We start from the raw sequence: 11633 nt of genomic DNA, 5'->3' as shown, positions 1-11633 counted from the left end.
AATGATTTCCTATAAACGTTCGATTGTCATTCCCAGTGTGATTAGTCTTGCTTTCATCTTGCTCGGTCTTGGTGGTTTGACCAGGCCTGAACCATCTGTGGGAAGTGTTGTCTATTTGATATTTTTACAACCTTTGCTGGTTTATTTATATATATTGAGAAAGCAAAAGGCTGTTTTTATCTTGACAACACAGTACATAGAATTTCAAGAACACTTTTGGAGTGAACGTCAGCGCCATTCGTTAGAAGAGATTGCGGAGATTCGATACATCGTTTCTCCTGTCTATCGTGGCTATCAGTCGAAACGTTTGCGAATTGTAGGAAATAAGGGGGCACTACTTGCAGTCGTTAATTTGAATAAGCTTGATGGTGCAGATTTTAATGATATTTACCATTTTGTAGAGCAAGTAGCACCGCATATAAGATGGGATTTTTCAAATTAATAAAGAGAGGGGACTATGTTAACAGAAGAACAACTACAAGATATTTTTGAATTAGCAGATTTAATGTCAAATGGTGATAGGGAACTATTTCTCCAACTTAGAGAAGTAGTCTTCGCCAGTGATCCACACGAGATTCTCAATTTTATGGAACGTATTTTAGATTCAGAGTCATTCGATGATTTCTTGGATCGTGTTGGAGAGTCTGAAAAGGAAAATCTTTGGTTAATCTTGATAAAATTACTAGAGCATTTGAACTATATTTGTGTGCGTGATTATAAGGACAATCTTGAAGATTTTATCTACTTTTTTGATTGCCTTCAGCAGGTCCGCAATGCGGGAATTTCTCTTAAATTGGATTCAGGTGGATTAAGTCCAATTGCATCTATTTCAGAATGGGCAAGAGTCATTGATAACAAATATCTTGATGAAAACTTTTGTCTAGGGGCAGTAGATATGGACACGGATAGTTACTATCTCTTTTTCAGTAAGCAGGCGACTTTTATTCGACTTCAAGAACTAGCTGGAAATTTAGGGTATCGAATTGATTACGCCAAAAATATGTAAAGAAAAGGTGGGGAAACCTACCTTTTAGTGTGTTGAGGAAGAAAATCTTGTCGGCTTATGATATAATGGATTCTATGGTCGAATCATATAGTAAAAACGCAAATCACAATATGCGCCGTCCGGTTGTCAAGGAAGAAATTGTGGATTTTATGCGAACACGTCAGGCGCAAAATACAGGTTTTTTGAAAGAACTGGAAGAGTTTGCTCATCAAGAAAACATTCCAGTCATCCCTCATGAAACGGTAGCTTATTTCCGCTTGCTGATGCAGACACTCCAACCTAAACGTATTTTAGAAATTGGAACTGCTATTGGCTTCTCTGCGTTACTGATGGCTGACAATAGTCCGCGTTCGAAGATTACGACGATTGATCGAAATGAAGAAATGATTGGCTTTGCAAAGGAAAACTTTGCCAAATATGATCAGCGCCAGCAGATTGAATTGCTGGAAGGGGAAGCCATGGATATTCTTCCGACTTTACCAGATAACACATATGATTTTGTTTTCATGGATTCTGCTAAATCAAAATATATTGTATTTTTACCAGAAGTCTTGAAAAAGGTCAAAGTGGGTGGTTTAATCATTTTGGATGACATCTTCCAAGGAGGAGATGTTGCCAAAGACATCAAGGATGTCAGAAGAGGGCAGCGAACGATTTATAAGGGATTGCAACGTTTATTCGATGCGACATTGGATAATCCAGATGTGACTGCTAGTCTTGTTTCCATGAGTGACGGTCTTCTTATGTTGAGGAAAAATGTAGAGAATGTTGACTTAAAACATATAGAAATTTAAGAAGTTTTTAAGCTTTTGTGTTATAATAAAGGGGTTAATAAAAAAGGAGAGAGTCTTTAATGAAACAAACTAAAAAAATTCTCGCAGGTGCAGTAACACTCTTTGCTGCAGTAACACTCGCTGCTTGTTCCAATGCAGCTGATAAAGATATCATTACGATGAAAGGTAACACGATTACTGTGTCTGAGTTTTATGAGAAAGTGAAAACAAATTCACAAGCTCAACAAGTTTTGCTGTCAATGGTTATCAGTAATGTATTTGAAAATCAGTATGGTGACAAAGTCTCTGCAGAAGAAGTAAATAAGGAATATGATAAGAAGGCAGAACAACTTGGTGCTTCTTTTAATGCGGCACTTTCTTCGGCAGGATTGACAGAAGAATCCTATAAGGAACAAATTCGTACCAATAAATTGGTTGAGTATGCTGTAAAACAAGCTGCTGAGAAAGAATTGACAGATGAAAACTACAAGGCAGCTTATGACGCCTATACACCTGAAGTAACAGCACGTGTCATTAAGTTGGCAGACGAAGCTAAAGCAAAAGAAGTTTTAGCTGCTGCACAAGCTGAAGGTGCAGATTTTGCTCAATTGGCGAAAGACAATTCCACGGATACTACTACAAAAGACAATGGAGGCGAAGTTAAATTCGATTCAACTTCAACAACTGTTCCAGCAGAGGTACAGAAAGCAGTATTTGCCTTGGATGCAGGTCAAGTCGGAGCGTCGGTGATTTCTTCGGTAGATATGAAGACGTATACAACGAGCTATTATGTTGTAAAATTGGATGCTAAATCAGAAAAATCTGCTAAATGGGAAGATTATAAAGATAAGCTGAAAGAAATTATTTTGGCACAAAAGCAAAGTGATTCATCATTTGTTGCTACTGTGCTAAAAGAAGCACTCCAAAAAGCAAACGTTAAGGTTAAAGACAGTGCTTTCCAAAATCTTCTTTCACAATATGTGACAACAGAAGAAAGCAGTTCTTCTTCAACGAAGAGCAGCTCTTCATCGACTGAAAGTTCTTCTTCTACAACAGAATCTTCTAGTTCATCAGGTCAGTAATTGACGCTTTACTTATTAAGAATAGATACTTGATTACTTAGTTCAGAAAATTGGCGGTTGTTGCGAGCCATCTAAGCCAAGTATCTTGCTACTTAATGGAACAATTGAATATAGGTTATGAAATGAGAATGACAAGTCATTGAATGAAGGTGGTACCGCGGTTTTTCGCCCTTCGTTTGGTTTCTTGTTATTTTTTTTTGGAGGTTATCATGAAGCAATTTCAAGTGAAACAGCGCTTTACCTTTGGTGGTGAAAAATTTGATATTCGTGATAGTTTTGGGGATCTTGCTTATCAAGTGGAGGGATCTTTTCTCGAAATTCCAAAACGATTTATTGTGACCAATTCCAGAGGTGGGGAAGTTTGTCAGATTACTAAGAAGTTTTTGACCTTCCTGCCCCAGTTTACCATTGATATGGCAGATGGTCATTCTTTCTACTTGCAAAAGGAATTTACTTTTTTCAAGGATCGCTATACTGTGGAAAATCTAGGTTTAATCCTAGACGGAAATATCTGGGATTTGGATTTTCGCTTGAAAAGGCCAGATGGTATGCTCGTAGCCGAAATCTCCAAAGAACTCTTTCATTTAACTTCTCATTACTCCGTTACTGTAATGGAGGACTCCTATGCAGATTTGGTCATTTCCTTGGTGGTCGCAATTGACTACGTCGAAATGATGGAAGATGCATCGAATTAATCGTGAAATAATCATTCAGTTTAACTGTTTCGTTAAATTGAACCCGCCTAACTATCACTTATGAAAGGAAATGTTCAATTTAGATAATTTTCTGAATTGAACCCGAGCTAAAAGCGTCGAGAAAAAGATAGACCGCCTAGTGCGCTGGCGCACGGCGTTGGTCTCCTATTTTCTTCTCGCTTTCTTAATGCTCTTGGTATCTTAGTTTATGAAAAATTTATCTTCTGCTCAAATTCGTCAAATGTGGTTGGATTTCTGGAAATCAAAGGGTCACTCTGTTGAACCTTCAGCAAATCTTGTCCCAGTAAACGATCCAACTCTTTTGTGGATAAACTCTGGTGTGGCAACACTTAAAAAATATTTCGATGGCTCTGTCATTCCTGACAACCCACGGATTACAAATGCCCAAAAATCCATCCGTACCAATGATATTGAAAACGTTGGTAAGACAGCCCGCCACCACACCATGTTTGAAATGCTTGGTAACTTCTCGATTGGTGATTATTTCCGTGACGAAGCGATTGAGTGGGGCTTTGAGCTCTTGACAAGCCCAGAATGGTTTGCCTTGCCAAAAGACAAGCTCTATATGACTTACTATCCTGATGATGTGGATTCATACAATCGTTGGATTGCTCTTGGTGTTGAGCCAAGCCACTTGATTCCGCTTGAAGATAACTTCTGGGAAATTGGTGCAGGTCCTTCTGGTCCAGATACGGAGATTTTCTTTGACCGTGGTACTGACTTTGACCCTGAAAACATTGGTATCCGTCTCTTGGAAGAAGATATTGAAAACGACCGTTACATTGAGATTTGGAATATCGTATTGTCCCAGTTTAACGCAGATCCAGCTGTTCCGCGTTCTGAGTACAAGGAATTGCCAAACAAAAACATCGATACGGGCGCAGGTTTGGAGCGTTTGGCAGCTATTTTCCAAGGGGCTAAGACTAACTTTGAAACGGACCTCTTCTTGCCAATCATTCGTGAAGTAGAAAAGATTTCTGGTAAGAACTATGACCAAGATGGCGACAACATGAGCTTCAAGGTTATCGCAGACCACATCCGTGCTCTTTCATTCGCCATTGGTGACGGTGCCCTTCCTGGAAATGAAGGTCGTGGTTATGTCCTTCGTCGTTTGCTTCGTCGCGCTTCTATGCACGGCCAACGTTTGGGCATTACAGAGCCATTCTTGTACAAATTGGTGGAGACAGTTGGCAATATCATGGAGAGTTACTATCCAGAAGTGCTTGAAAAACGTGCCTTCATTGAGAAGATTGTTAAGAGTGAAGAAGAGTCATTTGCTCGTACTATCCATACAGGTTCACAATTTGCTGAACAATTGATGGACAAATTGGCGGCAGAAGGTAAGTCTGAGATTGATGGTCGTGATATTTTCAAACTCTATGATACCTATGGTTTCCAAGTAGAATTGACAGAAGAATTGGCTGAGCACCGTGGTATGACCCTTGATATTGCTGGCTTTGAAGCGGCTATGAAAGAGCAACAAGACCGTGCCCGTGCCTCAGTTGTCAAAGGTGGTTCAATGGGTATGCAAAATGAAACCCTGGCTGCTATCACAGAAGAGTCGACCTTTGTTTATGGTCAAACAGCTCTTGAGGCAAGCTTATCTGTCATTGTGGCTGATAATGCGCGTACAGAAGCAGTTTCAGAAGGTCAAGCCCTCCTTGTCTTTGACCAAACACCATTCTATGCAGAAATGGGTGGTCAGGTTGCAGACCATGGTTTTGTGAAAAATGCTGCTGGAGACATTGTTGCGACTGTCATCGATGTGCAGAAAGCACCAAATGGTCAACCATTGCACACAGTTGAATTGTCTGCAAGCATTTCAGTTGGTCAAACCTACACACTTGAAATCGAAACAAAACGCCGTAAGGGTGTTGAGAAGAACCACACAGCAACTCACTTGCTCCATGCAGCTCTTCACAATATTATCGGTGAGCATGCAACGCAGGCTGGTTCCTTGAATGAGCAAGACTTCCTCCGCTTTGACTTTACGCACTTTGAGGCAGTTACTGCGGAAGAACTTCGTCGTATTGAAGAAGAAGTCAATGAACAAATTTGGAATGCTATCCCAGTTGTGACGGTTGAAACTGATATTGATACAGCTAAGGAAATGGGGGCCATGGCCCTCTTCGGTGAAAAATACGGTAAAGAAGTCCGTGTGGTGACAATTGGTGATTATTCTGTTGAACTCTGTGGTGGTACCCATGTTGGCAACACCGCTGAAATCGGTATCTTTAAGATTTTGAAAGAAGAAGGTATCGGTTCAGGTACTCGCCGTATCATCGCGGTAACAGGCCGTGAAGCCTTCCTTGCCTATCGTGATCAAGAAGATGCCCTCAAAGAAGTGGCAGCAACCATCAAGTCACCACAGATCAAGGAAGTACCAAACAAGGTTGAAAGTCTTGCTCAGCAAGTTCGTGACCTGCAAAAAGAAAATGCGGCTCTGAAAGAAAAAGCAGCGGCAGCCGCTGCTGGTGATGTCTTCAAAGATGTCAAAGATGCTAACGGCATTCGCTACATTGCCAGCCAAGTCCAAGTATCAGATGCAGGTGCCCTCCGTACCTTCGCTGACAACTGGAAACAAAAAGATTACTCAGACGTCTTGGTCTTGGTTGCTGCGATCGGTGACAAGGTCAATGTCCTTGTAGCCAGCAAATCAAGCGATGTTCATGCAGGGAACCTCATCAAAGTCCTTGCTCCAATCGTAGCAGGTCGTGGTGGTGGTAAGCCAGATATGGCCATGGCAGGTGGTAGCGATGCCTCTGCTATCCAAACCCTCTTGAACAGCGTAGCTGATAATCTATAATCGCTCAATAAACTCTTTTATCCAATGGGTAGAAGAGTTTTTGGTATAATAAAAACATGATTTTAGTCTTTTATTTTCTTCTGCAAGTCATCAACATACTGTTTATCTGTCTAATAATATCCTATCAGATATGGAATTGTCTATTAATTATTCCCCTCTATCTCATTTTACGTTTCATAAATTATGAAATTTGCCGCCTGTTAGGATATTATGCTTTGGATGAAATGGGGCGCTTTGGATACGGTACCAAGGAAGTCCTCTATCCACGTTTTAGAAAGATAGAACAAGTCTATAGGAAGAAATACAATCAGCGAAGCAGAAAGCACCAGCTAATTTACTACGCAGGTTTTGTTATGATTTATTCGGTTAGTTTTCCTTTTCTGATTATCGTCGCAATGTTTGTTACCGAGGTAGTCAAATCGATGATTGGTGAGAATTCAGGGGAAGTAATCATAGGAGTATTTATCATAAGCATTCTTCTTTTATTTACTCTAGTGTATGGCAAGCTACAAAGCTATAAAAGAAATTATGCAAAGTGGTTTAATTTAGAGATTATCATGTGGGAACATGGACATCCAGTCTTTCGAGAAAAGAAGCGAGAGTAATCTTGCTTCTTTTTTAATGAATTTTGGCTATCCTGACCAATATTTACTACATTTTGACAATTTTCATAAACTTTTTGACAAAAATTATTATTTTTTTGACAAAGATACTTGTCAAAAAGAAAAGGAAGTATTACAATGATATCAAGATAAAAATCAAAAAGGTTCATCTGATACGATGAACAGATGCGGAGTCACCAAATGAAACAACCTTTTATGATTACAGGAACAACCATTGCGCGTGCAGTTGAAATAGGGGCCATTCTATTATTGGCTTACATTCTTCTTTCTGATTTGCTGGGTTGGAGCGATATGGACACAGTTCTAATGACTACTCTAATTGCCTCAATTGCTTGTATCGAAGCAAGTTTACAAATGGAGAAAAAAGAAAATAAGTAAAAGGAGATAGATCGTGAAACGACACATTTCAGCAGATATGGTAGCAATTATTTTCGGCTTACTAATTGGAGTTGCTCTAGGACTATATAGTTTAGTCTAGCTTGTAGGAAAATGAAGGAGAAGAAAGATGGAAGCGAAGAAGAAATTATTCGAAGTTAATATCATGGAAAATAAGAAGTTTGTGTGGGGATTGAATATTCTTGCGATTGTTCTGGTCTTCCCATTTGCTCTGCTATTTGGTAAGTTAGCGTTTTCCTTGCTGGCTAATGTAGATCAAAATTTGCCGCTTACCTTACCAGAGTTATGGATAGCAACAGTTCTATTTCCTATTTTGATAATTGTACATGAAGCTATTCATGGATTATTTTTCAAGATTTTTTGTCCTGAAAATCCTGTTAAGTTTGGTTTTAAATGGAAATCGGGCATGGCCTATGCGACCAGTCCAGGTTCACTCTACAATAGGATGCAAATGCTAGTGATTAGCCTGGCTCCCTTTGTTGTGATTAGTTTGGGCTTGACCATGGTAGCAGTTTTTTTGGGGATGGATGTATCTCTTTATCTGATATTGGTGACTATGCATGCAGTGGCTTGTGTAGGCGATTTCTACTATGCCTATCTCTTATTGGTCAAGTTTGCCAAGGAAAATATAGCTGTCGAAGACACAGAAACAGGCTTGATTATCTACCAAGCCTAGAAAGGAAAACTCATGGAATATGTCTTAAAAAATCGGCTCAAGGAATTGCGAGCCAGAGATGGTCTCAATCAGACAGAGCTAGCAAAGTTAGCAGAAGTATCACGGCAGACTATTAGCTTGATTGAGCGGGGCGAATATACGCCCTCGGTGGTCATTGCCATGCGCATAGCACAAATTTTTAATGAAAATGTGGAGAATGTCTTTCAATTAGTGGAGGTAGAAGAATGAAACAGGGGAAACAATTAACGACGGGCAAGCGAATTATCTTTTTCATCTTAGTCAGCTTAGTGCTAGAAGTAGCTTTATTTGTAGCAGGCTTCTTCATGGGCTATTTTGAAGCTGCAGGATTAAATGAAGAAACTCTTCTGTTCGTAACGCGTATGACAGCATCGCTAGGATTTGGTTTATTATTTTATCTACTTCATAAAAGTTTCACTTCATATAAAGCTTATCAGACTAGCGAAGGGACAGAAGATGATGAGATTGTAGATGGCTTATATAAGACAACATTTAGAAGTTTGGAATATGCTACCTTGGTGTTTAACATCGTTTCTAGTTTAACTGTATTTAATATAGTTTTGGGAACTTCTGTAACGGATGCTGGTTATAATTTAACTACATTTGATGTAGCGAATTTTTTAGTTCTCTTGCCAGCTCAAATCGCAACTTTAAAGGTAACTCAGGTTATTCGTCAGTACAAACTGTCAGCTTTTGCAACTCCAAATGAAGTGAAAGATTATATGTACGCCTTGGATGAAGGCGAAAAACAAGCGAACTTTGAACAAAGTTTCCTCATTCTCTTTAATTTAAATCAATGGGTATTTCCTCTCTTGTACGTTTTGGTTGCAATGGTTTCAACCATTACTCAGACACAGCAACTCTTAGCTTTGGGAATTGTGGCATTTCTGCACTTGTATATTAACCTGGCTAAGTTGCCAATGATCCGTCGTTACTTCAAATAAGAATGTTATGAAAGGTTTTTAGGTAATAGCTATGAAAAAGGAAAATGTACACATCAAAGCAATTCGTTATTTCTATGATATTGTTGGTGAGTTAGATGAGGTGTCTTATGCGACCTTGACGAATTTCGGCAACAATATGTATATGCTCTTTATGACAGTGACACTGGTGAGCTTTCTAGTTAGCTTTGCGCTGGGAGAAGATGTCATGGGAATCAGCCTCTTCTTGACGTTGGTTTATTCTCAATTCAAACAGGACGCCATTATCAAACAGTTGGGACTGGATAAATTGTTTGTTGCAAAGGCTGATGTGAAATTGGCTCGGAAGAAAATGATGAAACGAACTCTGTTTCAAACCCTACAGATTGCTGTCTACGGTCTGTTAGTTAGTATTGGTCTCTGGCAGTTACAAATTCCACAGGAAAGCGGGACATCTGCAGCCGAGTATTTCCAGTTTGTCACTCCCATGACAGTTGTCTTGATGACTCTTGTTGGATTCCTTAGTTTCTATATTGTTAACCGTAAGAAAATCAAGCTTATTTAGTTTAAATGGAGTTAGCTCATGAAAGTGTTTATGAAAATTTATCTTGTCCTATTAATCGGCCTCGGTCTCTACGCAGTTGGCTATATTTTTGGAGAGTGGCTGGCTACTAGGCAGATTGATTTGTCAAATCTGAATATTCTATTACCGATGCTTTTAGGCTTGCCAGCTCTGCTATTGATCGAAAAAGAAAGTAATGAAAACTGACTTAGTGTATGTGAAGGAGATTGCTATGAATAGACTTGGAAATGTCAAAGATTGGAATGTGGTTAAAAATTGGAAGTTTCTCTTAGTGGGACTGGCTGTCGTTGCACTTAATGTATTGACCCAGATGGCTATGTTTACTCTACCAAATTTTGATGGGAAAAACCTTCTGATTGCTGCTGCCTTCTTGTTGGTTGCTGTAGTGCTTGGTCTTATCTTAACTGGTAAATTAGGTCTGTGGAAAGGTGAGCAGAAGTGGGGGATGGGTGCGAATGTTGGTTTTGTAGCCCTTGCCTTTATCGTTATGTTTGGTTTGAAAATAATTGGTGGGCAATTGATTATGCTGGAAGAGGGATACGGTCAGACGACTGCCAATCAGGAAATTATCAACAATTCAGGCTTGCCAACCTTAATTTTGTTTCTCTTTACAGTTTTCTTTGCTCCAGTTTTGGAGGAACTGCTTTTCAGAGGGATTCTTATGGGGAAAGTCTTTGGTAAGGATTCTATTGTGGGATTATTGCTATCAAGTTTTCTGTTTGGACTTATTCACAATCCGACCAATATCGGATCTTGGGTTATCTACGGAGGTATGGGTCTGGTCCTGGGACTCGCCTATCGTATTTCTGGCAAATATACAAACGTACTCATCCTACACAGTCTGAATAATCTTCTCGGATTTTTGTTGATGCTACTGATGCAGAGTCTGGGCTTGATATAGGAGGATACGATGGAACTATTTTTATGGATTCTTGTAGGATTTTTATTTTTCAATTCTCTATCAGATAGGAAAAAAGTGAAGCAGTTGCAAGCTAGGGTAAAAAAGTTGCAGAAAACTACAAAAGGAGAAAATCAGATGTCAGTTTTATTGAAAGAATTGGTCGGAAGTAAGGCTAAAATCCGCTTTGATGAGGAATTTATGACCATTTACGAATACAGCATTTTAGCTGTGGATGAGGAGTGGGTTAAAATTTCTCATGAATTAGCGGAAGGAGAGATTGAAACCAAGTTGGTACGAATTGATAATATTGTTGATTTGAGTTTTTAGGGAGGGAGTATGTTAAAATTTATCAAACACATTGCATTATTGTTTTTATTTTTTGTTGCTTATCAAATTATTTCTGGATTTTTGATGGTAGGACCGTCATTACAAGCTATTCCAGAATTTCCAGCTCAATTGATTGTGAATATGATTTTGATTTGTGCGATTATTGGCATTGTTCTCGGAATTGCATTTACAATTGTATTATGGAAATTTGTGTATTCTCGGCATACCATTGACTATAGTGTATCTTCATCATGGTTCCATAAGATTCAATGGCCTATTTTGCTCTATATTGCATTTTTCATCTTCCAACTTTTGGTACCTATATCTGAAAGTCAAAATCAAACCTTGGTCATCCAATTTGTGTCTGCCTACCCCTTGGTTTCATTTTTATCAGTCGTAATCTTTGCTCCGATTTTAGAGGAGTTGATTTTTAGAGGTTTGTTGGCGACCTATTTCTTCCCTAAAATGGCAGATATGAAGGCTGTTGGAATCTATCTTGCTGTAACGGGTTCTTTGTTTAGTTTGGTCCATATGCCAACAACCATTCCGCAGTTTCTAATTTATTTCACTATGGGTCTCAATCTTGGTTGGCTCTATTTAATTAGACGAGATATTCGCTATCCGATTGCGCTACATATGTTAAATAATGGAATTTCCTATTTGATGATTCTATTTTTGGTATAGACAATATGTAAAGACCCCCAGTTGAGAATTCGTGGATTTACCTGTACACTAGAATAAAAAAACAATCAACTTCTAACAGGAATTACCACACTCAATTGGAGGTCTTATATGTTTCATTTTAC

16 protein-coding genes are annotated in these 11633 nt (G+C 39.0%); all 16 read left to right on the top strand.

Features of this window, described 5'->3' with window-relative positions:
* Position 1: 1 nt before the first annotated feature.
* The 16 genes from K5Q29_RS04475 (at position 2) to K5Q29_RS04400 (ending at position 11511) form a co-directional block, all read left to right on the top strand.
* Entirely contained in the window at positions 2–442 is a 441-nt protein-coding gene (locus tag K5Q29_RS04475; RefSeq protein WP_105139495.1) for a hypothetical protein, read from the top strand.
* Positions 443–457: 15 nt separating this feature from the next.
* Positions 458–1006, top strand: a complete 549-nt coding sequence (locus tag K5Q29_RS04470) for a DUF6630 family protein (protein WP_002938103.1) — start codon at positions 458–460, stop codon at positions 1004–1006.
* 74 nt (positions 1007–1080) lie between these two features.
* Positions 1081–1800: an O-methyltransferase gene (locus K5Q29_RS04465; RefSeq protein ID WP_105139499.1), complete on the top strand. Its 720-nt coding sequence runs from the start codon at positions 1081–1083 to the stop codon at positions 1798–1800.
* A gap of 59 nt (positions 1801–1859) precedes the next feature.
* Positions 1860–2861 (top strand): peptidylprolyl isomerase PrsA, encoded by a 1002-nt coding sequence (gene prsA / locus K5Q29_RS04460; RefSeq protein ID WP_014735705.1) that lies wholly within the window; start codon positions 1860–1862, stop codon positions 2859–2861.
* A 209-nt stretch (positions 2862–3070) separates the two neighbouring features.
* Positions 3071–3556: an LURP-one-related/scramblase family protein gene (locus K5Q29_RS04455; protein ID WP_105139494.1), complete on the top strand. Its 486-nt coding sequence runs from the start codon at positions 3071–3073 to the stop codon at positions 3554–3556.
* A 208-nt stretch (positions 3557–3764) separates the two neighbouring features.
* Entirely contained in the window at positions 3765–6383 is a 2619-nt protein-coding gene (alaS, locus tag K5Q29_RS04450) for an alanine--tRNA ligase (RefSeq protein ID WP_105139493.1), read from the top strand.
* 56 nt (positions 6384–6439) lie between these two features.
* On the top strand, positions 6440–6988 hold the full coding sequence (locus K5Q29_RS04445) for a DUF4014 domain-containing protein (protein WP_105139492.1): 549 nt from the start codon (positions 6440–6442) through the stop codon (positions 6986–6988).
* A gap of 198 nt (positions 6989–7186) precedes the next feature.
* Positions 7187–7384: a hypothetical protein gene (locus tag K5Q29_RS04440; protein WP_105139491.1), complete on the top strand. Its 198-nt coding sequence runs from the start codon at positions 7187–7189 to the stop codon at positions 7382–7384.
* Positions 7385–7511: 127 nt separating this feature from the next.
* Entirely contained in the window at positions 7512–8078 is a 567-nt protein-coding gene (locus tag K5Q29_RS04435) for a DUF3267 domain-containing protein (RefSeq protein WP_105139490.1), read from the top strand.
* 12 nt (positions 8079–8090) lie between these two features.
* On the top strand, positions 8091–8306 hold the full coding sequence (locus tag K5Q29_RS04430; protein WP_012028279.1) for a helix-turn-helix transcriptional regulator: 216 nt from the start codon (positions 8091–8093) through the stop codon (positions 8304–8306).
* The gene (locus tag K5Q29_RS04425; protein ID WP_105139489.1) at positions 8303–9040 is read left to right on the top strand and encodes a DUF3169 family protein; all 738 of its coding nucleotides are present in this window, start codon (positions 8303–8305) and stop codon (positions 9038–9040) included. Before K5Q29_RS04430 ends, K5Q29_RS04425 begins: the two co-directional genes overlap by 4 nt.
* A 31-nt stretch (positions 9041–9071) precedes the next feature.
* Positions 9072–9581 carry a DUF3278 domain-containing protein gene (locus K5Q29_RS04420; RefSeq protein WP_044668716.1) on the top strand — a complete coding sequence of 170 codons (510 nt, stop codon included), beginning with the start codon at positions 9072–9074 and terminating at the stop codon, positions 9579–9581.
* Positions 9582–9599: 18 nt separating this feature from the next.
* Positions 9600–9785 carry a hypothetical protein gene (locus K5Q29_RS04415; protein WP_105139488.1) on the top strand — a complete coding sequence of 62 codons (186 nt, stop codon included), beginning with the start codon at positions 9600–9602 and terminating at the stop codon, positions 9783–9785.
* A gap of 25 nt (positions 9786–9810) precedes the next feature.
* Entirely contained in the window at positions 9811–10500 is a 690-nt protein-coding gene (locus K5Q29_RS04410) for a type II CAAX endopeptidase family protein (RefSeq protein ID WP_105139487.1), read from the top strand.
* A gap of 9 nt (positions 10501–10509) precedes the next feature.
* Positions 10510–10827, top strand: coding sequence for a hypothetical protein (locus K5Q29_RS04405; RefSeq protein WP_105095838.1), 318 nt, complete (start codon positions 10510–10512; stop codon positions 10825–10827).
* Between the two features lie 9 nt (positions 10828–10836).
* Positions 10837–11511, top strand: coding sequence for a CPBP family intramembrane glutamic endopeptidase (locus K5Q29_RS04400; protein WP_024413063.1), 675 nt, complete (start codon positions 10837–10839; stop codon positions 11509–11511).
* Positions 11512–11633 lie beyond the last annotated feature (122 nt).

This window comes from Streptococcus sp. 2018037, assembly GCF_019754195.1.
GTDB lineage: Bacteria > Bacillota > Bacilli > Lactobacillales > Streptococcaceae > Streptococcus > Streptococcus hashimotonensis.
Note: the sequence above shows the minus strand (reverse complement) of the source record. Positions and strands in the feature narration are given on the sequence as shown.

Excerpts from the sequence above, each read along its gene's own strand:
- K5Q29_RS04475 (WP_105139495.1), top strand. The coding sequence starts at position 2 with ATGATTTCCTATAAACGTTCGATTGTCATTCCCAGTGTGATTAGTCTT.
- K5Q29_RS04470 (WP_002938103.1), top strand. The coding sequence starts at position 458 with ATGTTAACAGAAGAACAACTACAAGATATTTTTGAATTAGCAGATTTA.
- K5Q29_RS04465 (WP_105139499.1), top strand. The coding sequence starts at position 1,081 with ATGGTCGAATCATATAGTAAAAACGCAAATCACAATATGCGCCGTCCG.
- prsA (WP_014735705.1), top strand. The coding sequence starts at position 1,860 with ATGAAACAAACTAAAAAAATTCTCGCAGGTGCAGTAACACTCTTTGCT.
- K5Q29_RS04455 (WP_105139494.1), top strand. The coding sequence starts at position 3,071 with ATGAAGCAATTTCAAGTGAAACAGCGCTTTACCTTTGGTGGTGAAAAA.
- alaS (WP_105139493.1), top strand. The coding sequence starts at position 3,765 with ATGAAAAATTTATCTTCTGCTCAAATTCGTCAAATGTGGTTGGATTTC.
- K5Q29_RS04445 (WP_105139492.1), top strand. The coding sequence starts at position 6,440 with ATGATTTTAGTCTTTTATTTTCTTCTGCAAGTCATCAACATACTGTTT.
- K5Q29_RS04440 (WP_105139491.1), top strand. The coding sequence starts at position 7,187 with ATGAAACAACCTTTTATGATTACAGGAACAACCATTGCGCGTGCAGTT.
- K5Q29_RS04435 (WP_105139490.1), top strand. The coding sequence starts at position 7,512 with ATGGAAGCGAAGAAGAAATTATTCGAAGTTAATATCATGGAAAATAAG.
- K5Q29_RS04430 (WP_012028279.1), top strand. The coding sequence starts at position 8,091 with ATGGAATATGTCTTAAAAAATCGGCTCAAGGAATTGCGAGCCAGAGAT.
- K5Q29_RS04425 (WP_105139489.1), top strand. The coding sequence starts at position 8,303 with ATGAAACAGGGGAAACAATTAACGACGGGCAAGCGAATTATCTTTTTC.
- K5Q29_RS04420 (WP_044668716.1), top strand. The coding sequence starts at position 9,072 with ATGAAAAAGGAAAATGTACACATCAAAGCAATTCGTTATTTCTATGAT.
- K5Q29_RS04415 (WP_105139488.1), top strand. The coding sequence starts at position 9,600 with ATGAAAGTGTTTATGAAAATTTATCTTGTCCTATTAATCGGCCTCGGT.
- K5Q29_RS04410 (WP_105139487.1), top strand. The coding sequence starts at position 9,811 with ATGAATAGACTTGGAAATGTCAAAGATTGGAATGTGGTTAAAAATTGG.
- K5Q29_RS04405 (WP_105095838.1), top strand. The coding sequence starts at position 10,510 with ATGGAACTATTTTTATGGATTCTTGTAGGATTTTTATTTTTCAATTCT.
- K5Q29_RS04400 (WP_024413063.1), top strand. The coding sequence starts at position 10,837 with ATGTTAAAATTTATCAAACACATTGCATTATTGTTTTTATTTTTTGTT.